Below are 22613 nucleotides of genomic sequence, written 5' to 3'. Positions count from 1 at the left end.
CGGGCCCCCGGCGCCGATGTGCCGGGGGCCCGGCGTGTTTCCTCGCGGGCCGGTGGGGCGGTCCGGCGGGCCCTGGTCAGCCGTTGGCGAGCGCCTGGAGCCGGCTGTACGTGCCGTTGAAGCGGTTGTGGTCACCGACGGTCGGTCCGGTGTCGGTGTACTGCCAGATGGTGTGATAGCCCCAGCCGGCGGGGAGTTCACCGGCGGAGGCGCCGTAGCGGGGCACCCACAGGGGGTGGGTGGAGGCGAAGCCGCCGTAGTTGCCGGTGCACTGCTTCCACCAGTTGGCCGAGGTGTAGACGACCGCGTCGCGTCCCGTGCGCGCCTTGTACGCGGAGAAGAAGTCCCGGATCCAGCCGACGAGCGCGCTCGCGCTCATCCCGTAACAGGTGGGGCCGTAGGGGTTGTACTCGATGTCCAGGACGCCCGGCAGCGTCCTGCCGTCCTTGGACCAGCCGCCGCCGTGCGTGGCGAAGTAGACGGCCTGGGCGGCGCCGCCGGAGTTGTCCGGCAGGGCGAAGTGATACGCGCCGCGGATCATGCCGGCGGCGTACGAGCCGTTGTACTGCTGCGCGAAGTACGGGTTGGTGTAGCTCGTGCCCTCGGTCGCCTTGACGTAGGCGAAGCGGTTCCCGGCGTTCCAGAGGACGGCCCAGGGGACGTTGCCGTTGTGGCTGGAGACGTCGACGCCTTCGACGGAGGCGGCGGTCCGGGGCGGGGGAGGGGTGCCGGGGCCGGGGTCCTCGTGGGCCCGCAGGGTGGAACCGAGCCAGTCCCGCTCGGGGTGGGCGGGGGGTCTCGCGTCCTGCGCGGCGGCGGGCAGGGCGAGGAGGCAGAGGGCGGACAGCAGGGAGGACAGGAGGAGGGAGAGGAGCGAGAGGGGGGAGAGCGGGGAGAGGGTGCGTAACGCCGCGGGGGATCTGCGGCCCGTGCGGCCGGATCTGTATCTGAACGCGACCATGGCGTGCCTTCCAGAAGGGTCCGTGGGGGGGAGTACCAATGACGCGTCGGCGACGCGGGACATTGGTATGGCCATGTCATAAATGACGTTATGGGGACGGACGCGCCAGGCATAGGGGGACGCGGTGCTGCCGTTGGTCTAATCCTGCGAAATACTGGCGGAGCTGCGGTGAAGACCGCGAACGGGAAAAACTTTCAACAACCGGAAACCCGGAGAGGGCCCTGACGTGCACCAGACGACTACCCCGCCCCCCGAGGAGGGCGGGCCGGGCGCCGCGGACAGCAGAGGTATGGACCAGGCCTACCTCTCCCTGGAACGCGAGCTGGCCGTCTTCCTGCGCCGGGCCCGGGCGTCCTCCGGTGAGATGGCCCGCGCCGTCCACCCCGAGCTGGAGGCGGCCGCCTACGGCCTCCTCGTCCGCCTGGAGGACGCGGGACAGCAGCGCGCCACGGACCTCGCCGCGTACTTCGGCGTCGGCAAGGCCACGATGAGCCGGCAGCTGCGCGCCCTGTGCGAGCTCGGCCTCGTCACCCGCGAGCCGGACCCGGCCGACGGCCGCGCCTCCCTGGTCCGCATCACCGAGGAGGGCCGCGCCCGCTTCACGCGCGTCCGCGACGCCCGCCGCGCGCAGTACGTGCGCAAGCTGAACGACTGGGACCGCGGCGAGGTGGCGGAACTGGCCCGGCTGCTGCACCAGCTGAACGCGAGCGCGGAGCAGTAGCCCACCGGCTCCGGCCGGTGCCGGGCCCGGGGCCCGTCAGAGTTCCACGTACACGGCCGCGGCGTCGTCGTGCCGCTTGCCCGGCCGCTCGCCCCGCGGGCCGCTTTCCGCGGTGCGTACGCGGTCGATCAGCGCCTGCGGACCCTCCTTCGCCAGGACCGCCAGGCAGTCGGTCCAGTCCCCTTCCCGGAAGACTTCGACCCACCGCCCCGCGCCGTCCGTGAGCGCGGCCAGCGCCCGTACCTCCGCCCGCGCGAGCGAGCCCGTCACCGCCCGCGCGGCCACGTCCGGATCCGCCGCGGCCGTGAAGAAGCCGCCCTCCGCGTTGCGCGCGGCGTCCGTCACCGGGCCCAGCGCCCGCAGGCGTTCGATGCGGTCGTCCAGGACGGCCGTCACCGTGCGGCCGGGTGACTCGACGAGCAGCGCGGAGTCGGAGAGCACGAGGTACTCCACGCGCGCGTCGTCCCACCGGGCGGCGACCACCGTGGCCTGCGGCGTGCGCCGGTGCGCGAGGTCGCAGGAGTCCCGGTGGGCGTCCGCCGTACGGGAGACGGCCGCCGACAGACAGCGATCCAGCGTCAGCTCCCGCTGTGCCACGGCCAGTTCGAGGAGCGCACCGCCCAGCCGTGCCGTGAACCAGGGCACCCCGTGCACGCATCCGGTCTCTCCGGAGGGCGGCGGCGTCACCCCGTCGAGCAGGACCAGCGCGCCCCCCTTACCCGAGGCGGGCAGGGCGACGGATACGAAGTCCTCGTTCGGGTGTCGGACATCCCCCGGCCGGGTGGCGAGTTCGATGCGCATGGGGCCAGTGTGCCGGATGCCGGAAATCGACGGAGGCACGTGCGCATCCTGTCGGCGCCCTCCGCGTTGCTTCAGGTGACGTGCTGACCTGGCACGTGTGCGATGAGTGAAGCAGGCCGATTGTCAATCTCAAAGAGAGATTCACTCCTTCGAGTGGCCGGGCGGTCGATGGGCACTCCCGCCCCGCAGAGGTGCTGAAAGGGTCAAATCAGTACCAGGGGTGGGACGAGAAAAGATGGTGAGCACCGGTGCGGAAGAAGCGGCTTGGGGGCGGCGGCGGACGGAAGCCGCGGGCCACGGCGGTGCCGGAGCGCACCGCCCGCGTACGGAACCGACTGACCGCCTCCGTCGCGGTCATCGCCCTCGCCGTGCTCGGCGCGAGCGCCTCCGGCGTCCGCGAGGCCTGGCGCGACCTCACGGAGGCCCGCGGCCTCGTCGCCCTCGCCACCGCCGACGAGTCGGCCCTCGCCCTCGCGCACTCCCTGGCCGACGAGCGCGACGCCATGGTGCAGTACGTGGCGGGCGGGCGCGCCGACTCCACCGGCGCGGGCCTCTCCGACCGCCAACGGGTCGCCCTGGACCGGCAGATCGAGCAGTTCCGGCCCGATGCGCCCGCGCCCGTCCGCGAGCTCCTCGACGCCCTCCCGCACATCCGCCGCGAGGCCTACTCCGGCAAGGGCGACGCCCTGGCCGCCTTCACCGCCTACACCCCCGCCGTGCAGGCCCTCCACGGCCTCGCGGACACCCTCGACCGGCAGGCCGGCGGCGGCGACTCCGCCGCGCTGCCGCCGCTCGCCCGCGCCACCGAAGCCGCCTCGGCCGGGCGCGGCCTGCTCCTGGGCGCCCTGGCCGCCCAGGGCCGCAAGCCCGAGCTGGCCGCCGCGGCCCAGCGCGCCGACACCCGCACCCAGGACGCCCTGGCCGACTTCCACCGCCTCGCCCCCGCCGCCGCCCGCGACGCCTACGCCGAAGCCGTCACCGGCCCCGACATCAGTGCGGCCCAGGGCCACCTCGTCCGTCTCACCAGGAGCCAGGCGGCCGGAGAGCTCGCCACCCAGCCGGCCGACCCCGTCCGCACGGCCCTCACCACCCGCCTCCAGCGCATGCGCGGCGTCGAGACCGCCCTCGCCGAGAGCGAGGCGCCCCGCCTGGAAGCCCTGCGCCACGAGGCCATGACCGAGCTGGAGCGGCGGGTGATGACCGCCGCGCTGTGCCTCTTCACCGCCCTGTTCACCGGCATCTGGTCCACCCGCTCGGTCACCCGCCCGCTCGGCGCCGTGCGGCTGGGCACCCGGCGCGTGAGCGCCGACCCGGTGACCGAGGAGCCCATCGCCTTCAAGGGCCGCGACGACGAGTTCGCCGAGACCATCCGGGCCGTCAATCACCTCCAGGGCAAGTTCCGCCGCCAGCAGGGCCGCATCGCCGCCCTCGAAGGCGAGCGCACCCGCCTGATCACCGCCCGCCAGGACGCCGCCGACGAGCGCGACTCCCTGCGCGCCGAGCAGCAGCGGCTGACCGAGCGGCTCGCCGCCCTGCCCGCCGAGCAGCCCGGCGGCCGCGCCGGCGAGACGGGCATCCTCGTCGGCCTCTCCCTGCGCACCCTCGGCCTGGTCGAGCGCCAACTGGCCGTCATCGAGGGCATGGAGGCCCACGAGGCGGACCCCGAGCGCCTGGAGACCCTCTTCAAGCTCGACCACCTCGCCACCCGCATGCGCCGCAACAGCGAGAACCTGCTCGTCCTCGCCGGAGCCGAGAGCGGCACCGGCCGTGCGGGCCCCGTCCCCCTGCTCGACGTCCTGCGGGCCGCCGTCGGCGAGACCGAGCGCTACCAGCGCGTGCGCATCCAGTCCCTGCCGCCGCACGCCCGCCTCGCCGGCTTCGCCTCCGAGGACGTGAGCCACCTCGTCGCCGAACTGCTGGAGAACGCCACCGCGTTCTCCCCGCCGGACGCCCAGGTGCAGGTCTCCGCCTGGCACCTGGAGGGCGGCGAGATCGTGCTCTGCGTCCAGGACGAGGGCATCGGCATGGCCCCCGAGCGGCTCGCCGAGGTCAACGCCCTGCTGGCCGACCCCGACCCGGCCTGCCCCCCGCTGCCGGCCGCCGACCACGCCGGCCGGGCCGACGGTACGGTCCGCTCCGGGCGTGCGGCGCAGTCGCCGCTCGGCCTCGGCCTCTACGTCGTCGCCCGGCTCGGCCTCCGGCACGGGGTGCGCGTCCAGCTGCGCGAGCAGACCACCGGCGGGGTCGCCGCGGTCGTGGTGCTGCCCGTGAGCCTGCTGCCCGCCGGCCCCCCGGCCGTCACCGGCCTGGGGGACACCCCGCCCGTCCCGGGCGCCGCGGCCGTCCCGCAGGTCCACCTCCCCGGCTCCATCGCCGAGGCCAACTCCCATACGCTGCGCGGCCGCCCGCAGGACGGCCGGCGGCAGCCCGGCGCCCACGCGGCCCCCGCGCCCGTCCACCCGGCCGACCCGCCCGCCGCGCCCGGCGGCCTCGCCGAGCCCGCGCCGTCCGCCGAGTCGACGATGCGGCTGACGGGCTTCACGGAGACGCAGCCGCCCGTGCCGCCGCCCGCGTCGACGGGGCGCCACGCACGCCCGGCCGCGCCCCCCGGGTCCGCGGCCCCCGGGCCCGCGGCCCCCTCCGCCGACGGCCCCGGCACCGGACTTCCCAACGGCACCGCCCTGCCCAAGCGCACCCCCAAGGTCGTCGCCCAGCGCCCCGCCCCCCAGCGGGTGCGCCAGGGCGTGGACGCGGAGGCGCTGCGGCGCAAGCTGGCAGGTTTCCAGCGCGGCGCGGCCGACGGGCGGCGGGACGCCCGGGCCGAGCTGGCCGGGCGCGAGACACAACGGAATCAAGCGGGCCCGCCGGACGCCGGCGGCACCCCCGAGGAGGCACGCGGTTGACTGCATTCCCCCGGGGGGCGACCCCCGTATCCCCCGTCGGCCCCGTCTCCTACGGACTGAGCCACGAAGCCCGCAACCTGCACTGGCTGCTGACCAACCTGGTGGAGGAGGTGCCCGGAGTGCGGTCCGTCGCCGTCGTGTCCTCGGACGGGCTGCTCCTGCTCTCCTCCGACCCGCGCATGGCCCACCGCGGCGAGAGACCGGAGGGCCCGCGCGGCTCCACCGCCGACCTCGCCACCATCGTCGCGGGCCTGGGCAGCCTGACGACCGGTGCGGCGTGCCTGATGGACGGCGGCTTCGTCAAGCAGACGATGGTCGCGATGGACGAGGGCAGCCTGTTCGTGATGACCATCAGCGACGGCTCGCTGCTGGGCGTCCACGCCGAACCCGACTGCGACATGGGCGTCGTCGCCTACCACATGGCCCTGTTCGTCGGCCGGGCCGGACACGTCCTCACCCCCGAACTCCGCAGGGAGCTGCGGCAGTCGGTGGAGGCGGTCGGATGACGGGCTCCGCCGCCTGCGGCAAGCCTGCGCGCGTCCGCCCCTACTCGCTCACCGGCGGGCGCCCCCGCCGGTGCCGGCTGCTGCTCGTGGAGACGTTCGTGGCGGCGCTCGACGCCCCCGGGCTCCCCGCGGGCACCGGGCCGCACGGCGACGCCGGGCCCGGCGCCCGCGTGCCGCCCGAGGCCCGCGCCATCCTGGACCTGTGCCACCGGCTGCGGTCGGTCGCGGAGATCGCCGCCCTGCTGCGGATGCCGCTCGGCGCGGTCCGGGTCCTCCTGCTCGAACTGGCCGAGCAGGGCCGGGTGCGCGTCTTCGACACCGCGCACGGCACGGACCGGCCCGACCGCGTGCTGCTGGAGAGGGTGCGGGATGCACTCCACCGACTGTGAAGAACGCCCGGAACCCCGCACGGCCACCCTCGGCGCCGTCGCCGCCGACGACGCGCCGCGCGCCTGGCAGACCGACCGCACCCGCGCCCCCCTCGCCACGAAGATCGTCGTGGCGGGCGGCTTCGGCGTCGGCAAGACCACCTTCGTCGGCTCCGTCTCCGAGATCACACCGCTGCGCACCGAGGCGGTGATGACGGCCGCGGCGGCCGGCGTCGACGACGCCGGCGCCACCCCCGCCAAGCGGACCACCACAGTCGCCATGGACTTCGGGCGCCTCACGCTCGACGCCGACCTCGTGCTCTACCTCTTCGGCGCACCCGGCCAGAAACGATTCTGGTTCATGTGGGACGACCTGGTGCGCGGCGCGATCGGCGCCGTCGTCCTGGCCGACACCCGCCGCCTGGCCGAGTCCTTCGCCGCCCTCGACTACTTCGAGACCGCCGGCCTGCCCTACATCGTCGCGGTCAACCACTTCGAGGGCGCCGACCGCTACCCTCCCGAGGCCGTGCACGAGGCGCTCGCGCTGCCGCCGCCCGTGCCGGTGGTGACCATGGACGCCCGGAAGCGGATCACGGTCGTCGACACCCTGCTGGCCCTGGTCGGCCGCGCGCTCGCGACCCTGCCCGAGTGAGGAGCGACCCGTGCGACGGATCCTCATCGCCGGGGCCGGCCAGTCCGGCCTCCAACTGGCCCTCGGCCTGCAGTTCCACGGCTACGACGTCACGCTGATGTCCAACCGCACCTCCGAAGAGATACGTTCCGGCCGGGTGACGTCCACCCAGTGCATGTTCGCCACGGCCCTGCGTCACGAGCACGAGCTCGGGCTCGGCTTCTGGGCGGCCTCCGCCCCGCGCATCGAGGGCGTCGGCGTCTCCGTCGCCGAGCCGGTCCCGGGCGGGCACCGGCGCGCCGTCGACTGGCTCGGCCGGCTCGACGGCTGCGCCCAGTCCGTGGACCAGCGGCTGAAGATGTCCGGCTGGCTGGACACCTTCGCCGAGCGCGGCGGCCGGCTGGTCGTCCACGCCGCCGCCGTCTCCGACCTGGACGCCCTCGCCGGCCACTACGACCTGGTGCTCGTCGCCACCGGCAAGGGCGAGCTCGCGGAGCTCTTCGACCGCGACCCCGCCCGCTCCCCGCACACCGTCCCGCAGCGGGCCCTCGCCGTCGCCTACGTGCACGGGCTCGGTCCCCGGCCCGAGCACGCGGGCACCGAGGCGGTGCGCTGCAACCTGGTCCCGGGCGCGGGGGAGCTGTTCGTCCTGCCGACGCTGACCGTCTCCGGCCGCGCCGACGTCCTGTTCTGGGAAGCCGTCCCGGACGGCCCGCTGGACGTCTTCCAGGACCAGCCCGGCCCGGACGAGCACCTGGCGCGCACCCTGGAGCTGATGGAGCTCTACGCCCCGTGGGAGTACGCCCGCGCCACCCGCGTCGAGCTCACCGACGCCCACGCCACCCTGGCCGGCCGCTACACCCCGGCCGTGCGCGACCCCGTCGGCCGGCTGCCGTCGGGCGGCGTGGTCCTCGGCGTCGGCGACGCGGTCGTCGCCGACGACCCCGTCACCGGGCAGGGCGCCAACTCCGCCGCCAAGTGCGCCGCCGCCTACCTCGCGGCGATCGTGCAGCACGGCGAGCGGCCCTTCGACGCCGCGTGGATGCGCACGGCGTTCGACCGGCACTGGGCCACGGCCCGGCACGCCACCGCCTGGACACACGCCATGCTCGCGCCGCGGCAGCCGCCGCACGTACGGGAGCTGCTGGCGGCGGCGGCCGGCCTCCAGCCGGTCGCCGACCGCATCGCCAACGGCTTCGACGACCCCGCGGACTTCGCGGACTACTTCTACGAGCCGGAGCGGGCGGCCGCCTACGTGGCGGAGGCGGAGAAGGCGGCGTCGTCGGGTGGGACGGAGGTGGAGGCCCCTGTGGCGGGAGCGGCCGGCTGAGCGGTCGCCCCGTCCGCCCCGCGGTGCTGCTGAGCCGTCACGCCCTCGACGGCGCCTGCGCCGATCCGTAGCCGGTGTCGGAGCCGGACAGGGCGCCCTCCGGCATCGGCGGCGGCACGTACCGCCGCAGCGGCTCCTCGTCCGCGTCCGGCCGGACGGCCCCCAGCAGCGGGTTGGCGGCGATCGGCGAGACCTTCACGGTGCTGCCCGGGCGCGGCGCCTGCATCACCAGGCCGTGGCCGATGTAGAGCGCGACGTGCGTCGCCCCTTCGAAGTAGATCACCAGGTCGCCGGGGCGCAGCTCGTTCAGCGGGACCCTCGGCAGGGTCCTCCACTGCTCCTGGCTGGTGCGGGGGATGACGTCGCCCGCGTGGGCCCAGGCCTGCGAGGTGAGCCCGGAGCAGTCGAAGGAGTCCGGCCCCTCCGCGCCCCACACGTACGGCTTGCCGAACTGCCGGAAGGCGTAGGCGATGGCCCTGCCGCCCGAGGCGGACGGCCTGGAGGAGCCGCTGAGCCGGCCCGAGGAGAGCAGCATGCGCTGGGCCTCGCCGATGTTCTTCTGCTCCAGGGCCTGGACCTCGGCGAGCTGCGTGCCGGTCAGCGAGGCGAGCATCTTCTCGACCTCGCCGAGGCGCTTCCTGACGGCGTCGCGCTGCCGCTTCTGCCGCGCCGCGAGCACCTGCTGCTCGTTGAGGGCGGCCCGGGCCCGGGCGGCCACGTCCGACGCGTACTTCTCGCCCTTCGTGAGGCGGCCGACGGTGGCCGCACGCTGCCCGGCGGCGCGCTGGATGCGGTGGCCGCTGTCGAGCGCCTGCTGCGGGTCGGAGCTGAGGAAGACGGAGACGTACGGGGCGAGGGTGCCGCTCATGCCCTGGTACTGCTCCCGGGCGAGCCGGCCGGCGGCGTCCCGGCTGCCGGTGAGGGCCACGCGGGCGGTGGCGAGCTCGTCGTTGAGCTCGTCGACCCGCTGCTGCTGGACCTTGAGCTTCTCCTCGGTCGCGTTGTAGGCCTCGGTGGCCTCCTCGGCCTTCCGGTAGAGGGACTGCAGCCGGGAGAGCAGGCTGCCGACGGACTGGCGGGACGGGCGGGACCGCTCGGGCGGCTCGCCGGGTGCGGCCGCGGACAGGGGCGCGGGCAGTGCGAGCGACGCGGCGCCGGCCATCAGCGCCGCCGTGCAGACAGAACGCGCGAACCGTCCTGACACGAGCTCACCTCCGGTATGGGGCGTGATCGTCAACAGGTGAGGATCGTTCCACGTGCGGTCCTATTTATGTGGGCGATGTGGGCGAATCCGCCTAACCTGCTCACCCCTGGGTTGCCGGGCGTCACCCGGCCGGCGGCCCCGCGCCCGCCCGCGTGCCCCGGATGCCGCCCGCGGGCGCCCTTGCGGACGGCTCAGGCGTCCGCTCCGGGGCGCGGGCGCTTCGTCCACGGCCACTTCAGGCCGCGCTCCGGGCGGCGCCCCTCCGGGTCGTAGACGTACTTCCAGCCCTTGTGCAGCCCCAGGCGGCGCGTCGTACCGGCCTGGACCCGGTGGTAGACGAGGACCGTCGGGGCCCCGCCGCGCTCGTCCGGCACCGGGACCTCGTAGACCTTGGGCGGGTGCCCGGTGTGTCCCAGCAGTACCGGCAGTACGCGCCCGTCCAGGGGGCCGCCCACGAAGGGCGTATCTTCGCTTCTCACGGGTCCAGTGTCCGTCAGGCCGCGGCGCCGGCCCGCCGGCGTAGCGCATCAGAGCAGGTGCGCCGCATCCGACACCACCGGAATGACCTGGCGGGCCAGGCGCCCCACGGGCCCTTCCGCGCGCTCCAGCGCCAGCGCCGCACGGGTGACCTCCGCCGTCTGCGGGTCGTTCGCCGAGGTGGCCGTCAGCAGCGCCACGAAGTGGTCGACGAGCCAGTCGCGCAGCTCCTCGACGGGCGGCTGCTTGCCCTCGTCCAGCCAGATCAGGGAGGCCGCCTCCACGGCCGTGATCCAGGTGCGGACCATCATGCGCAGCCGGGGGCCGGGCTCCGGCACCTGCAGGTGCTTGAGGATCTGCGCGGCGGCGGCCCGGCGCACCCCGTCCACGATCGCGCCCGTGCGGGAGGTCTCGGCGACGCTGCCGCCCTGCAGCAGCGCGCCGAACCCGGCGTCGTGCTCGTCCACGAACGCCAGGTAGCGGTCGAGGACGGCGGCCAGGCGGCCGGTGAGGGGGCCGGTCTGCGGCTCGGCGAAGCACAGCTCCAGGTCGTCGGCGGCGCTGCGCAGCGCCGTCTCGTACAGCTGGGGCTTGCCGCCGGGGAAGTAGCGGTACACCAGGGGCCTCGACACCTTGGCGGCCGCCGCCACGTCGTCCAGGGAGACGTCCTCCGGGGCGCGGTGGGCGAAGAGCACGAGGGCGGCGGCGATCAGCTGGGTGCGGCGTTCCTCGACGCTGAGTCTGCGGTAGGCGGGGCGGGCGGACGGAGTCGGTGCTGCCGGGGCGGTTCCGCTGCCGTTCATGCAGGGCAGCGTAACGGTGCGGCCGCGGGTGCTCCGCCCCCGCCGGCCGGGCCGGGCCTGTCCGCGAAGGGTCGGGCCGGGAGCGCGGGCGGCCTCCGGCGGGGTCAGGCCAGGAGCCCGGAGGCGCGCCACAGCCGGCGGCCCACGCCCCGCATCACGCCGATGTCGTCCAGGAAGTCGGTGAGCCGCTTTGCGCCCGCCTGCATCACCTCGCGCCGGTGGCCGCTGGCCCGCACCTGGGCGACGGCCTCGCGCCGGTCCAGGCCCACGTTCGTGTAGACGGCCGGGTTGACGAAGGCGACCGAGAAGACGCGGGCCGCCTCGCCGCAGCTGAGCCGGGTCAGACCGGCCTCCCAGCGCGGGCAGCCCACCATCTGGCGGCGCAGCTCCTCGCGGGCGTACCGCACGTGGCGCGCCTCCTCCACGACGTGGATGCGCGTGACGCCGCGCACGAGCGTCTGCACCCGCTCGTCGGGGAAGGTCAGGCGCTGCATGTGGTCGAGGATCTCCTCGCCCAGCAGCGTGCAGGCGAAGGAACCGGGCGTGGTGGACACCGTCTTGAGGATGCGGGCCAGGTTGTGGTGCAAGGGCGTCACGGGGTAGGCGGGGGCGCCGCCGCGCTCGATCAGCCGGGCGAACATCTTCGAGTGCCGGCATTCGTCGGCGATCTCGGTGAGCGCGTAGCGGACGTGGGAGCTGGTCAGGGGCTTGTCGTAGACGTGCCGGACCAGCAGCTGCATCAGGATGAGCTCGAACCAGATGCCGAGCGAGGCGAGCGAGGCGGCCTCGTGCCGGGAGAGTTCGAGGCGCTGCTCCTCGGACATCGTGCGCCACAGCGGGGTGTCGTAGAGGGAGAGCAGCTCGGGCGGCCAGAACCACTTGCCGTCCTCGAGGGGCGCCTCCCAGTCGAGTTCCGTGTCCGGGTCGAAGGAGTGTCTGGCGGAGGACTCCAGCAGCCGCAGCGCGACCTGTTCGCGGTCCTTGAGCGGCCCGAGGGCGTCCCGGAGGGGGCTTGCTACAGGGTTACTTGGGGTCACACCCTTATGAGACTGCCTGTCAGCAAGGGCGTCAATCCTTCGGGGTGAGTTGATGAAGGGTCGTTGACCCGGCGGTAACCGGCGTGTGAGCCTGCCAACGAGAACGGGAGAGGACAGGAGACGTCGATGACGACGCGCAACCTCTACGCACACGACTCCGGCGACCCCGGATGGACGGTGCCCGCGACCGGAGCGGCCCGCTTCAGCTGGGAATACGATGACGGCCGCGACCGGCTGCTTGCCCTTTACCAAAAGGGCAAGGACAAGCAGTGGGACGCCGAGAAGCGCATCGACTGGTCCCTTCCCGTCGATCCGTACGATCCGCTGGGCCTGCCCGACGACAACATGCCCGTGTACGACACCCCTTACTGGGGAAAGATGAGCGGGAAGGACAAGAGCGAGCTGCGGCGCAATTACGCCGCCTGGCAATTCAGTCAGTTCCTGCACGGCGAGCAGGGCGCCATGGTCTGCGCGGCACGCATCGTGGAATCCGTCCCGGACCTCGACGCGAAGTTCTACTCCGCCACCCAGACCATGGACGAGGCCCGCCACGCCGAGCTCTACGGCCGCTTCCTCCAGGAGAAGATTGGCCTGGTCTATCCCATCGACGACAACCTCCAGTCCCTGCTGGGGGACACCCTGCGCGACTCCCGCTGGGACATGCCCTACCTCGGCATGCAGGTGCTCATCGAAGGCCTGGCCCTCGCCGCCTTCGGCATGCTCCGCGACGTCACCGACAAACCGCTGCCCAAACAGATCCTCGCCTACGTCATGCAGGACGAGGCCCGGCACGTCGCCTTCGGCCGCATGGCCCTGCGCGACTACTACCGCCAGTTGTCGCACGCCGAACTGCGCGAGCGCGAGGAATTCGTCATCGAGGGCTGCTATTTGATGCGCGACCGGCTGCGCGGCGAGGTGGTGCTCACGGACTTCGGCATTCCGGAGGCCGAGGCCCTCGAACTCAGCGACCAGTCCGAATACATGCGCGTCTTCCGGAAGTTGCTTTTCTCGCGCATCGTGCCGTGCGTCAAGGACATCGGCCTGTGGGGCGAGCGGCTGCAGCGCGCGTACGTCGACATGGGCGTGCTGGAGCTGGGCGACGCGAGCCTGGACCTGCTCATGGCCCAGGACGAGGAGATCGCCGAGCAGCTGGACGCGGAGCGCTTCGCGGAGGAGGAGAAGGAGCGCCGGGCCGAGGTCGCGGAGGCGATCGCGCGGGGTGCGGGAGGGGATTCCGGGACACCTGAAACGTAGGGCCGACAGGGGCACTTGAGTGGCTTGAGTGACTTGCGCCCTGCTGGAACCTTCCTTTCGGTATGGGCGTCTTCGGGTGCACCTACGGGTGGGCCGGCGGCCCGGGCCGCCGGGCCCGGCGGACCCGTGGGCGGGTGGGGCACCGGGAGCACACACCGAGGGAGGGGACGCTCATGGCACGAACGACCGCTCGGAGGAGCCGGCATCTCCTGATCGCGACGGCGTCGGCACTGACGTTCTTCGCCACGATATCCGGTTGCGTGGCCATGGCCACGGAGGACCCGGGAACGACGGGCACACCGGGCACGGGCCGGGGCAGTGACGACGGCAAGGGGCGGGGCGGGGCCTCGTCCCCGGGCGGGCCCGGCAGCGGCACGAGCACGCCGCCGGCCCGGGTCCCGGCCGAGATCTCGCACGAGAGCGAGGACCCAGGAAAAACGGTCAACCTGACGATCGACGACGGACCCGAGCCGGGCTGGACGGTCAAGGTCCTCGACCTGCTCAAGAAGTACGACGCCAAGGCGACCTTCTGCATCATCGGGTCGCGGGCCCAGGAGTACCCCGACCTCGTGAAGAAGGTCGTCGAGGCCGGCCACCGGCTCTGCAACCACTCCGTCGACCACAACACCGCCATGGACAAGCGCCCCGAGTCCTACCAGGAGCGCCAGGTCCTGGACGCCCGCACGATGATCGAGAAGGCCGCCGGCCCCGGCGTCCGGGTGTACTACTACCGGGCCCCCGGCGGCGCGTTCACCCCGTACAGCCGGGAGGTCGCCGCCTCGCACGGCATGCGCCCCCTCGGCTGGAGCGTCGACACCCACGACTGGCGCAACCCCGGCGTCGGCCACATCGTCGACGCGGTCAAGAAGGGCATGAAGGAGGGGCCCGTGGTCCTCTTCCACGACGGCGGCGGCAACCGCGGCCAGACGGTCGCCGCCCTGGAACAGCTCCTGCCGTGGTTCAAGGAGCAGGGGTACGCGTTCGCGTACCCGAAGGTCTGAGCCGCCGGCCGCGCTCCGGCGGACGGTCCGGACTACCGGTGGACGGTCGGGACTGCCGGTGGACGGTCCTGACTACCAGCGGAAGACGTCGGTCTCCTGAGGCGGGGCGGCCGGCTCACGGACGGAGGCGGCGTTGCGCGGGTGGTGCGGATCGAGGAACCACCTGCGGGCCGAGGCGAGCCACCAGACACCGGCGAAACCCAGGACGGCGGCGACCGCGATGGGCGCGTAGTTGAACGTGTCGACGGTGACGGGGCTCGCCTGCGGCAGCATGAACAGCACGGTGATCACGGCGACCCAGCCGATCGCCACCACCCCGACCGGCTTCGACCAGCGGCCCAGGTGCCAGGGCCCGCGCTCGAAGGCGTCGCCCTTGCGCAGCCGCAGCAGGGTCGGCGCGGCGTAGGCGAGGTACAGGCCGATGGTGGCGATCGAGGTCACGGCCGCGTAGGCCGTGGAGTTGATCAGATACGGCAGCCCCAGCGCGAACGCCCCCGCGGCGGCCAGCCACACGGCGTTGGTGGGCGTGCGCGTCTGCGGGTTGATCCGGTGCCAGACGCGGGAGAAGGGCAGCGCGCCGTCGCGCGAGAAGGCGTAGATCATCCGCGAGTTGGCCGTCACGGAGGCCATGCCGCAGAACAGCTGCGCGACGATCACGACGAGCAGCAGCAGCTTCCCGGCGGCCGCGCCGAGCGCGTCCATGAAGATCTGCGCGGGCGGGACCCCCGTCGCGGTGCCCGCCGCGCCGTCCCAGTCCTGGATCGCGTACGTCAGGCCCGCCAGCAGCACGAACCCGGCGATCCAGGACGCCCAGATCGACCGGACGATGCCGCGTGGCCCGGCCACCGCCGCGTCGTTCGTCTCCTCGGTCATATGGGCGGAGGCGTCGTAGCCGGTGAACGTGTACTGCGCGACGAGGAGCGAGAGCAACCCCACGTAGAGGCCCGAGCCCCAGCCGGTGTCGTTGACGAAGTGCGTGAAGACGAACGACGCCGGCCGGTGGTGGTCCGGCACGACGGCGAGCGCGCCCACGATCAGCAGCACGCCCAGCAGGTGCCACCACACGCTCACCGAATTGAGGAAGGCCACCAGCCGCACGCCGAAGGTGTTCAGCACCGCGTGCAGCAGGAGCACCGCGCCGAACAGCAGGATCGTGTGCCCCGGCGTGGCCGCGAACCCGAACTGCAGATCAAGGTAGGCGTTCAGGAACGACGCCGCACCGAAGTCGATGCCCGCCGTCGCCGCGACCTGCCCCAGCACGTTGAACCAGCCGGTGAACCAGGCCCACGCCGCCCGCGACTTCTCCGGGGCCATCCGGTGCGCCCAGAAGTACAGCCCGGCCGACGTCGGGTACGAGGAACACACCTCGGCCATCGCCAGCCCCACGACCAGCGACATCGCCCCGACGCCGATCCAGCCCCAGGTGAGCATGGCGGGCCCGCCGGTGTGCATGCCGAAGCCGTAGAGCGTCATGCAGCCGGAGAGGACGGAGATGATCGTGAACGAGACGGCGAAGTTGGCGAACCCCGACATGTGACGGGCGAGGACCTGGGTGTAGCCGAGCTGGCGGAGGCGCTCCTCGTCGGAGACGCCGGAGACGCCGGGGGAGCCGGGGACATCGAGTGGCACGCGATTCTCTCTCTCGTGGGGAACGGTCAAGAAATGTGCGTGTTTCTGGGTGCTGGTGCTGGTGCTGGTGCGGGCTCGGTGGTGGAAGTAATCGGTCGTCGTCACCGCCTACGGGCGCGGGGCGGTCGCCGCCCGTCCCGGACGGCCCGCACGGCCCACTCCCGGTGCCGGAGGAAGAGCTCCCGGGCGTCGCCGCAGTAGGACCAGGGCACCTCGGAGGCGTACGGCCCGACGGCCCGGAACACCTCGTACGCCTCGGCGTGCCGCCCGGCGAAGGCGAGCGCGTGGGCCAGGTAATTGGCGTCGTCCAGGAACTGGGCGTGGGGCCGCGGGGAACGGTGCCGCCACCAGCCGTCCAGCACGGGGTCGATGTGCGGGCAGTCGATCCAGGGGTGGATGCTCAGCCCGTAACTGCCGTAGCTGCCGGCGTCGGTCTCCATCCGGTGCCGGTGCGACTCGGCGAGCGCCACCAGCGGCAGCACGGCGATCGGCAGCCCCCGGGGAGCGGTGTCGGCCTGCTCCTGGGCCCAGTGGAACATCTCCGCCCCCGAGCCGTGGTTGCGGGGGAAGAGATAGGTGAGCAGTTCGTGGTGGGCCTCGCGGTTGTACGGATCGCGCCGCACGACCTCGGCCCACACCTGCTCCAGCACGTCCCGGCCGGGTGCGTGGACCCGCAGGAGCGCGAGCATCACCACCCACGGCGAGGGGTCGGCCGGCGTGGCCTCGGCGGCCGCCAGACAGGTCGCCCAGGAGGCCTCCATCTCGGCCCGCCCCGCCCCGGCCCCGCTGATCATCGACCGCACGGCCTGCACGTGCGCGAGCAGCGCCAGGGCGTCACCCGACCGCGGCTCCGCCCGCGCCCACGTATCGGCGAACCGCAGCCGCGCCCCGGCCCGCGCCAGCACCTGCAGCCGGAAGATCCGCCGGTCCCAGTCCGCCCCGGTGGCCGCGAGCAGATCCCGCGGCCCTTCCCACCGCCCCATGGCGGCGTCCTCCAGCACGGCCCGTAACGGCAGGTCGTCCCGGGCCTGATGCAGATCCAGCCCCTGCCCGGCACCCCGGCGAAATCTCATCCGCCCCGCTTCCCTGAAGATGCGTCAAGTAGGCGTGTTACAGGAAAACTTGGAACGGGGCCAGGACCACCACCCCGGTCCCCGGGGGCGCACACTACCCCGGGGCGCCGCCGCATGAGGCCGTAACGGTTGAGGCCAATGGTGCCCACAACGAAGAAGGCCCGGACTCAGCGTCGCTGAGTCCGGGCCTTCTTCCAAGGCATCCACCTGCACCGTCTTCCGACGAACCAGGCGAGTGCCCCCGGCAGGATTCGAACCTGCGCACACGGCTCCGGAGGCCGTTGCTCTATCCCCTGAGCTACGGGGGCGTGTCGTCCGCGTGGTGCGGTGACGGGTAGAACATTACCAGCTTCCGGAGGGTGATCCGCAACGTCGTTCGGCGGGGTTCGGGGGCCGGGGCCGGGTGAGGGGTAGCGGACGGGGTGGGGGAGTGCGGGGCGGTCGGGGAAAGCTCGCCCGCACGGGGTGGAAGTGGGGAAAACCCGGACGCAGCGCGGGGGGCGCGCTTACTCTCGGGGTGTGCCTGGCTTGTCCGGCCGGGTCCTTGTCGTCGACGACAACAAGGTCATCCGGCAGTTGATCAGGGTCAACCTCGAGCTCGAAGGCTTCGAGGTCGTGACCGCGGCCGATGGTGCCGAGTGTCTGGAGATCGTGCACCGCGTGCGTCCTGATGTGGTGACGCTGGATGTCGTCATGCCCCGGCTCGACGGGCTGAACACGGCCGCCCGGCTCCGCGCCGACGCCCGTACGCACGACATACCGATCGCGATCATCAGCGCCTGCACCCAGCTGGAGGTCGAGGGCGGTCGTACCGCCGGGGTCGACGCCTTTCTGGCGAAGCCGTTCGAGCCGGTCGAGATGGTGCGGCTCGTGCGCAGGCTCCTGCGGCGCCGCACGGGGGAGCGGGGCGACGGGGTTCCGGGGGCGTCGGCCCCCGGGGATGCGGGAGCCGTGCGCGGGGTCCAGTCCGTCTGCGGGGCGGAGGCGTTCCGGGGGCGTGAGTAGTCCGCCCCCCAGCCGCTTCTCCCGATCCGCCTCCCCCGTCTCGTTTTCGTGAGGCACGGAGCCTCTTCACCCGGGCCGCATCGGGGTTCCGGTCGCGCCGCGCCGTCTCGGTCGGCGAAACCCATTCGCCCCTGCCCCACCTCTCTCCCCTAGGCTTGGCCCCGTGACCCCGGCCGATCTCTCCCGCACCGTGCTGCACGCCGTGCACTGCGCCGTCGAGGCCGACGAGCTGCCCGCCGCCGTGCCCACGCGGGTCACCGTGCGGGTCCCGCCCCGCCCGGGGTGCGGTGACTACGCCACCAACGTCGCCCTGCGCGTGGCCCAGGACACCGGCCGGCCCGCCCGCGAGGTCGCCGAGGTGCTGCGCAAGCGGCTGGCCGCGGAGCCGGGGGTCGCCCGGGTCGACATCGCCGGGCCGGGGTTCCTCAACATCACCCTTGAGGGAACCTCTTACACACAGCTCGTGCGGGACCTGCTGCACGCGCCGCCCGCCGCCGAGCCGCTCCCGCTGCCCGCCCCCGCACCCGGGCTCGTCGCCCGCCTCGGCTCCGACGCCGCCCGCTGGAGCCTGCTGTGGCCCGCCGGCTTCGACCGGGCCGGGCTCCTCGTCCAGCGCGACAGCAACCCCCTCTTCCGCGTGCGCTACGCCCACGCCCGTACGCAGGGGCTGCTCCGCAATGCCCGGGACCTCGGGTTCGCGTCCGCGCCCGCTGAGGGCGACGGCGACTCCGCCGCGCCGCTCCTCGCCGCCCTCGCCGACCACGCCCGCATCACCGCCGCCCGCGACCCCGAGCGCCTCGCCCGGCACCTCGACCGGATCGCCGGCGCCTTCCTGACGTGGCAGACCGGCTGCGCCGTCCTGCCCCGCGGTGACGAGAAACCCTCGGCCGTCCACGGCGCCCGCCTGGCCCTCGCCGAGGCCACGGGCAACGTGCTGGCCGACGGCCTTCACCAGCTCGGCATCACCGCACCCGCACACCTCTGAGGGGATCAGAGACCATGAGCCGTTCCGCCCACCCCGCCGGGCCCCGCTACGCCGACGTCCTTCCCGAGGGGCACTACACCCCGCCGCCGTCCGACCTCAACGCCCTCGAACCGAAGGTGTGGTCGCGCACGGTCGGCCGCGGCGAGGACGGGGTCGTCACCGTCGGCGGCATCCCCGTCACCCGCCTCGCCGAGGAGTTCGGCACCCCCGCCTACTTCCTCGACGAGAGCGACTTCCGGGCCCGCTGCCGCGCCTGGCGCGACGCCTTCGGGTCCGACGCCGACGTCTTCTACGCGGGGAAGGCGTTCCTCTCGCGGGCCGTCGTGCGCTGGCTCCACGAAGAGGGGCTGAACCTCGACGTCTGCTCCGCCGGCGAGCTCACCACCGCGCTGGCCGCCGGGATGCCCGCCGAGCGCATCGCCCTGCACGGCAACAACAAGTCCACCGAGGAGATCACCCGCGCCGTCGAGGCCGGCGTCGGGCGCATCGTCCTCGACTCCTTCCAGGAGATCGTGCGCGTCGCGCACGTCGCCGAGCGGCTCGGCAAGCGCCAGCGCGTCCAGATCCGGGTCACCGTCGGCGTCGAGGCCCACACCCACGAGTTCATCGCCACCGCGCACGAGGACCAGAAGTTCGGCCTCGCGCTCGCCGGCGGGCAGGCCGCCGAGGCCGTCCGCCGGGCGCTGAAGCTCGACGGCCTGGAGCTGGTCGGCATCCACTCCCACATCGGTTCGCAGATCTTCGACACCTCCGGCTTCGAGGTCGCCGCCCACCGCGTGGTCGGCCTGCTCAAGGAGGTCCGCGACGAGCACGGCGTGGAACTGCCCGAGATCGACCTCGGCGGCGGCCTCGGCATCGCCTACACCGCCGACGACGACCCGCGCGAGCCGCAGGAGATCGCCACGGCCCTGCGCGAGATCGTCACGCGCGAGTGCGCCTCCGCCGGTCTCGCCGTGCCGCGCATCTCCGTGGAGCCGGGGCGCGCCATCGTCGGCCCGACCGCCTTCACCCTCTACGAGGTGGGCACGGTCAAGGAGCTGCCGGGCCTGCGCACGTACGTCAGCGTCGACGGCGGCATGTCGGACAACATCCGCACCGCCCTCTACGACGCCGAGTACACCGTCGCGCTGGTCTCCCGGACGTCCACCGCCGCGCCGATGCTCTCGCGCGTGGTCGGCAAGCACTGCGAGTCCGGCGACATCGTCGTCCGGGACGCCTTCCTCCCCGCCGACGTGGCGCCGGGCGACCTGCTCGCGGTCCCCGCCACCGGCGCCTACTGCCGCTCGATGGCCAGCAACTACAACCACGCGCTGCGGCCGCCGGTGGTGGCGGTGGCCGACGGCGCGGCCCGTGTGATCGTCCGGCGCGAGACCGAAGAGGACCTTCTTCGTCTCGACGTCGGCTGACGGAAACAAAGATCTCGGATACTGGACGGGGGCAGGAAACCCCCGTCCGGTGAGTGAGACTGGTGCACTACCCAAGATGTATAGGAAACGAGGTCGGATGATGCGTACGCGTCCGCTGAAGGTGGCGCTGCTGGGCTGTGGAGTCGTCGGCTCTGAGGTGACGCGCATCATGACGACGCACGCCGACGACCTCACGGCCCGCATCGGTGCGCCCGTCGAGATCGCCGGCATCGCCGTCCGCCGGCCCGGCCGGGTCCGCGCGGGGGTGCCCGAGGAGCTCATCACCACCGACGCCACGGCCCTGGTCGAGCGCGGCGACATCGACGTGGTCATCGAGGTCATCGGCGGCATCGAGCCCGCCCGCTCCCTGATCACCAAGGCCTTCGAGAACGGCGCGAGCGTCGTGTCGGCCAACAAGGCGCTGCTCGCGGACGACGGCGCGGCCCTGCACGCCGCCGCCGAGAAGTACGGCGCGGACCTCTACTACGAGGCCGCCGTCGCCGGTGCCATCCCGCTGGTCCGGCCGCTGCGCGAGTCGCTCGCCGGCGACAAGGTCAACCGGGTGCTCGGCATCGTCAACGGCACGACCAACTTCATCCTCGACAAGATGGACACCAGCGGCGCCGGCTACTCCGAGGCGCTGGACGAGGCCACCGCGCTGGGCTACGCCGAGGCGGACCCGACGGCCGACGTCGAGGGCTTCGACGCCGCGGCGAAGGCCGCGATCCTCGCCGGCATCGCCTTCCACACCCGCGTACGCCTCGACGACGTCTATCGCGAGGGCATGACGGAGGTCACCGCCGCGGACTTTGCTTCCGCAAAACAGATGGGCTGCACGATCAAGCTGCTGGCCATCTGCGAGCGGGCCGCCGACGGGCGGTCGGTCACCGCCCGGGTGCACCCGGCGATGATCCCGCTCAGCCACCCGCTGGCCTCGGTGCGCGAGGCGTACAACGCGGTCTTCGTGGAGGCCGAGGCGGCCGGCCAGCTGATGTTCTACGGGCCCGGCGCGGGCGGCTCGCCCACCGCCTCGGCGGTCCTCGGCGACCTCGTCGCCGTCTGCCGCAACAAGCTCGCCGGGTCCACCGGCCCCGGTGAGTCCGCCTACACGCGGCTGCCCGTGAGCCCCATGGGCGAGGTGGTCACGCGCTACCACATCAGCCTCGACGTGGCCGACAAGCCGGGTGTCCTCGCCCAGGTCGCCACCGTCTTCGCCGCGCACGGGGTGTCGATCGACACCGTCCGCCAGACGGGCAAGGACGGCGAGGCCTCCCTCGTCGTGGTCACCCACCGCGCCCCCGACGCCGCCCTCACGGCGACGGTCGAGGCGCTGCGCAAGCTGGATACGGTCCGCGGTGTCGCGAGCATCATGCGGGTTGAAGGGGAGTAACAAAAGCAATGTCCGACAACAACGGCCGTCCGGCCTCCCGTACCCACCAGTGGCGCGGCATCATCGAGGAGTACCGCGACCGGCTCCCGGTCACCGCGGACACCCCGGTGGTCACCCTTCGCGAGGGCGGTACGCCGCTCGTCCCCGCACAGGTGCTCTCCGAGCGCACGGGCTGTGAGGTCCACCTCAAGGTCGAGGGCGCGAACCCCACCGGCTCCTTCAAGGACCGTGGCATGACCATGGCCATCACCCGGGCGAAGGAGGAGGGCGCCAAGGCCGTCATCTGCGCCTCCACCGGCAACACCTCCGCCTCCGCCGCGGCCTACGCCGTGCGCGCCGGCATGGTCTGCGCCGTGCTGGTCCCGCAGGGCAAGATCGCACTCGGCAAGATGGGCCAGGCCCTGGTCCACGGCGCCCGCATCCTGCAGGTCGACGGCAACTTCGACGACTGCCTGACGCTGGCCCGCGGCCTGTCCGAGCAGTACCCCGTGGCGCTGGTCAACTCGGTCAACCCGGTGCGCATCGAGGGCCAGAAGACCGCCGCGTTCGAGATCGTCGACGCGCTCGGCGACGCGCCCGACATCCACGTCCTCCCCGTCGGCAACGCCGGCAACATCACCGCCTACTGGCGCGGCTACCGGGAGTACGCCGGTGACGGGATCGCCTCCCGCACCCCCCGCATGTGGGGCTTCCAGGCTTCCGGTTCGGCGCCGATCGTGCGCGGCGAGCCGGTCAAGGACCCGCACACCATCGCCACCGCCATCCGCATCGGCAACCCCGCCTCGTGGCAGTTCGCCGAGCAGGCGCGCGACGAATCGGGCGGCCTCATCGACGAGGTGACCGACCGCCAGATCCTCGCCGCGTACCGCCTGTTGGCCTCGCAGGAGGGCGTCTTCGTCGAGCCCGCCTCGGCCGCGAGCGTGGCCGGCCTCCTCAAGGCCACCGAACTCGGCCTGGTCGACCCCGGGCAGCGCATCGTCTGCACGGTCACCGGCAACGGCCTCAAGGACCCGGACTGGGCGGTGGCGGGTGCGCCCCAGCCGGTCACCGTTCCGGTGGACGCTGTCGCGGCCGCGCAGCAGCTCGGGCTCGCCTGACCGTTCCGGATGCCCGCCAGTGGGGCGGGAC

21 protein-coding genes and 1 tRNA gene are annotated in these 22613 nt (G+C 73.2%); 13 read left to right on the top strand and 9 right to left on the bottom strand.

Annotated elements, in window-relative coordinates; translation table 11 throughout:
- Positions 1 to 76: 76 nt before the first annotated feature.
- Positions 77 to 961 carry a lysozyme gene (locus tag NQU55_RS03800; RefSeq protein ID WP_168091435.1) on the bottom strand — a complete coding sequence of 295 codons (885 nt, stop codon included), beginning with the start codon at positions 959 to 961 and terminating at the stop codon, positions 77 to 79.
- Between the two features lie 289 nt (positions 962 to 1250).
- Here NQU55_RS03800 and NQU55_RS03795 point away from each other — a divergent pair, with 289 nt between their 5' ends.
- Positions 1251 to 1682, top strand: a complete 432-nt coding sequence (locus NQU55_RS03795; RefSeq protein ID WP_168091441.1) for a MarR family winged helix-turn-helix transcriptional regulator — start codon at positions 1251 to 1253, stop codon at positions 1680 to 1682.
- A 36-nt stretch (positions 1683 to 1718) separates the two neighbouring features.
- Here NQU55_RS03795 and NQU55_RS03790 read toward each other — a convergent pair whose 3' ends face one another.
- Positions 1719 to 2483, bottom strand: a complete 765-nt coding sequence (locus NQU55_RS03790; RefSeq protein WP_168091434.1) for a protein phosphatase 2C domain-containing protein — start codon at positions 2481 to 2483, stop codon at positions 1719 to 1721.
- A gap of 248 nt (positions 2484 to 2731) precedes the next feature.
- On the opposite strand from NQU55_RS03790, the gene NQU55_RS03785 reads away from it, so the two are divergent.
- The 5 genes from NQU55_RS03785 to NQU55_RS03765 are packed head-to-tail and all read left to right on the top strand — an operon-like array spanning position 2732 to position 8221.
- Positions 2732 to 5386 (top strand): sensor histidine kinase, encoded by a 2655-nt coding sequence (locus NQU55_RS03785; RefSeq protein WP_256789693.1) that lies wholly within the window; start codon positions 2732 to 2734, stop codon positions 5384 to 5386.
- On the top strand, positions 5383 to 5892 hold the full coding sequence (locus NQU55_RS03780; protein ID WP_168091433.1) for a roadblock/LC7 domain-containing protein: 510 nt from the start codon (positions 5383 to 5385) through the stop codon (positions 5890 to 5892). Before NQU55_RS03785 ends, NQU55_RS03780 begins: the two co-directional genes overlap by 4 nt.
- Positions 5889 to 6281, top strand: coding sequence for a DUF742 domain-containing protein (locus NQU55_RS03775; protein ID WP_168091432.1), 393 nt, complete (start codon positions 5889 to 5891; stop codon positions 6279 to 6281). Before NQU55_RS03780 ends, NQU55_RS03775 begins: the two co-directional genes overlap by 4 nt.
- Entirely contained in the window at positions 6262 to 6912 is a 651-nt protein-coding gene (locus tag NQU55_RS03770; protein WP_168091431.1) for a GTP-binding protein, read from the top strand. The genes NQU55_RS03775 and NQU55_RS03770 overlap by 20 nt, the downstream gene beginning before the upstream one ends.
- Positions 6913 to 6922: 10 nt before the next feature.
- Entirely contained in the window at positions 6923 to 8221 is a 1299-nt protein-coding gene (locus tag NQU55_RS03765) for a styrene monooxygenase/indole monooxygenase family protein (RefSeq protein ID WP_168091430.1), read from the top strand.
- Between the two features lie 37 nt (positions 8222 to 8258).
- On the opposite strand, the gene NQU55_RS03760 is transcribed toward NQU55_RS03765, so the two are convergent.
- The 4 genes from NQU55_RS03760 to NQU55_RS03745 form a co-directional block, all read right to left on the bottom strand.
- Entirely contained in the window at positions 8259 to 9425 is a 1167-nt protein-coding gene (locus NQU55_RS03760) for a C40 family peptidase (RefSeq protein ID WP_168091429.1), read from the bottom strand.
- Positions 9426 to 9616: 191 nt separating this feature from the next.
- On the bottom strand, positions 9617 to 9904 hold the full coding sequence (locus tag NQU55_RS03755) for a DUF8847 domain-containing protein (RefSeq protein WP_256789691.1): 288 nt from the start codon (positions 9902 to 9904) through the stop codon (positions 9617 to 9619).
- 48 nt (positions 9905 to 9952) lie between these two features.
- Positions 9953 to 10705, bottom strand: a complete 753-nt coding sequence (locus NQU55_RS03750) for a TetR/AcrR family transcriptional regulator (protein WP_168091428.1) — start codon at positions 10703 to 10705, stop codon at positions 9953 to 9955.
- A gap of 104 nt (positions 10706 to 10809) precedes the next feature.
- Positions 10810 to 11742 carry an AurF N-oxygenase family protein gene (locus tag NQU55_RS03745; protein WP_168091427.1) on the bottom strand — a complete coding sequence of 311 codons (933 nt, stop codon included), beginning with the start codon at positions 11740 to 11742 and terminating at the stop codon, positions 10810 to 10812.
- Positions 11743 to 11868: 126 nt separating this feature from the next.
- Here NQU55_RS03745 and NQU55_RS03740 point away from each other — a divergent pair, with 126 nt between their 5' ends.
- Together NQU55_RS03740 and NQU55_RS03735 are read left to right on the top strand one after the other, a co-directional pair.
- The gene (locus NQU55_RS03740) at positions 11869 to 12996 is read left to right on the top strand and encodes a ferritin-like domain-containing protein (RefSeq protein WP_168091426.1); all 1128 of its coding nucleotides are present in this window, start codon (positions 11869 to 11871) and stop codon (positions 12994 to 12996) included.
- Between the two features lie 173 nt (positions 12997 to 13169).
- Positions 13170 to 13997, top strand: a complete 828-nt coding sequence (locus NQU55_RS03735) for a polysaccharide deacetylase family protein (protein ID WP_240976147.1) — start codon at positions 13170 to 13172, stop codon at positions 13995 to 13997.
- Positions 13998 to 14069: 72 nt separating this feature from the next.
- Here the strand turns inward: NQU55_RS03735 and NQU55_RS03730 are convergent, their stop codons facing one another.
- The 3 genes from NQU55_RS03730 to NQU55_RS03720 all read right to left on the bottom strand — a co-directional run bounded on the left by NQU55_RS03730 (position 14070) and on the right by NQU55_RS03720 (position 17007).
- Positions 14070 to 15626 carry an amino acid permease gene (locus NQU55_RS03730; protein ID WP_256789689.1) on the bottom strand — a complete coding sequence of 519 codons (1557 nt, stop codon included), beginning with the start codon at positions 15624 to 15626 and terminating at the stop codon, positions 14070 to 14072.
- Between the two features lie 101 nt (positions 15627 to 15727).
- Positions 15728 to 16699 (bottom strand): hypothetical protein, encoded by a 972-nt coding sequence (locus NQU55_RS03725; RefSeq protein WP_240976146.1) that lies wholly within the window; start codon positions 16697 to 16699, stop codon positions 15728 to 15730.
- 236 nt (positions 16700 to 16935) lie between these two features.
- Positions 16936 to 17007, bottom strand: a tRNA-Arg gene (locus NQU55_RS03720).
- Between the two features lie 163 nt (positions 17008 to 17170).
- Here NQU55_RS03720 and NQU55_RS03715 point away from each other — a divergent pair.
- From NQU55_RS03715 to thrC, 5 genes are all read left to right on the top strand, one after another.
- Complete coding sequence (locus NQU55_RS03715) at positions 17171 to 17704, top strand: response regulator (protein WP_168091425.1); 534 nt, start codon at positions 17171 to 17173, stop codon at positions 17702 to 17704.
- Between the two features lie 163 nt (positions 17705 to 17867).
- Positions 17868 to 18689, top strand: coding sequence for an ArgS-related anticodon-binding protein NrtL (gene nrtL / locus NQU55_RS03710; RefSeq protein ID WP_168091424.1), 822 nt, complete (start codon positions 17868 to 17870; stop codon positions 18687 to 18689).
- 14 nt (positions 18690 to 18703) lie between these two features.
- Complete coding sequence (gene lysA / locus NQU55_RS03705; protein WP_168091423.1) at positions 18704 to 20095, top strand: diaminopimelate decarboxylase; 1392 nt, start codon at positions 18704 to 18706, stop codon at positions 20093 to 20095.
- 97 nt (positions 20096 to 20192) lie between these two features.
- Positions 20193 to 21485, top strand: a complete 1293-nt coding sequence (locus tag NQU55_RS03700; RefSeq protein ID WP_168091422.1) for a homoserine dehydrogenase — start codon at positions 20193 to 20195, stop codon at positions 21483 to 21485.
- 8 nt (positions 21486 to 21493) lie between these two features.
- The gene (gene thrC / locus NQU55_RS03695; RefSeq protein WP_168091421.1) at positions 21494 to 22582 is read left to right on the top strand and encodes a threonine synthase; all 1089 of its coding nucleotides are present in this window, start codon (positions 21494 to 21496) and stop codon (positions 22580 to 22582) included.
- Positions 22583 to 22613 lie beyond the last annotated feature (31 nt).

It is taken from the genome of Streptomyces telluris, assembly GCF_024519335.1.
Taxonomy (GTDB): Bacteria; Actinomycetota; Actinomycetes; order Streptomycetales; family Streptomycetaceae; genus Streptomyces; species Streptomyces telluris.
Note: the sequence above shows the minus strand (reverse complement) of the source record. Positions and strands in the feature narration are given on the sequence as shown.

Bases quoted from the DNA above. Each gene is read 5' to 3' on its own strand.
- NQU55_RS03725 (WP_240976146.1), bottom strand. From the start codon at position 16,699: ATGAGATTTCGCCGGGGTGCCGGGCAGGGGCTGGATCTGCATCAGGCC.
- NQU55_RS03750 (WP_168091428.1), bottom strand. From the start codon at position 10,705: ATGAACGGCAGCGGAACCGCCCCGGCAGCACCGACTCCGTCCGCCCGC.
- lysA (WP_168091423.1), top strand. From the start codon at position 18,704: ATGAGCCGTTCCGCCCACCCCGCCGGGCCCCGCTACGCCGACGTCCTT.
- NQU55_RS03775 (WP_168091432.1), top strand. From the start codon at position 5,889: ATGACGGGCTCCGCCGCCTGCGGCAAGCCTGCGCGCGTCCGCCCCTAC.
- NQU55_RS03740 (WP_168091426.1), top strand. From the start codon at position 11,869: ATGACGACGCGCAACCTCTACGCACACGACTCCGGCGACCCCGGATGG.
- NQU55_RS03800 (WP_168091435.1), bottom strand. From the start codon at position 961: ATGGTCGCGTTCAGATACAGATCCGGCCGCACGGGCCGCAGATCCCCC.
- NQU55_RS03735 (WP_240976147.1), top strand. From the start codon at position 13,170: ATGGCACGAACGACCGCTCGGAGGAGCCGGCATCTCCTGATCGCGACG.
- NQU55_RS03770 (WP_168091431.1), top strand. From the start codon at position 6,262: ATGCACTCCACCGACTGTGAAGAACGCCCGGAACCCCGCACGGCCACC.
- NQU55_RS03700 (WP_168091422.1), top strand. From the start codon at position 20,193: ATGATGCGTACGCGTCCGCTGAAGGTGGCGCTGCTGGGCTGTGGAGTC.
- NQU55_RS03795 (WP_168091441.1), top strand. From the start codon at position 1,251: ATGGACCAGGCCTACCTCTCCCTGGAACGCGAGCTGGCCGTCTTCCTG.
- thrC (WP_168091421.1), top strand. From the start codon at position 21,494: ATGTCCGACAACAACGGCCGTCCGGCCTCCCGTACCCACCAGTGGCGC.
- NQU55_RS03790 (WP_168091434.1), bottom strand. From the start codon at position 2,483: ATGCGCATCGAACTCGCCACCCGGCCGGGGGATGTCCGACACCCGAAC.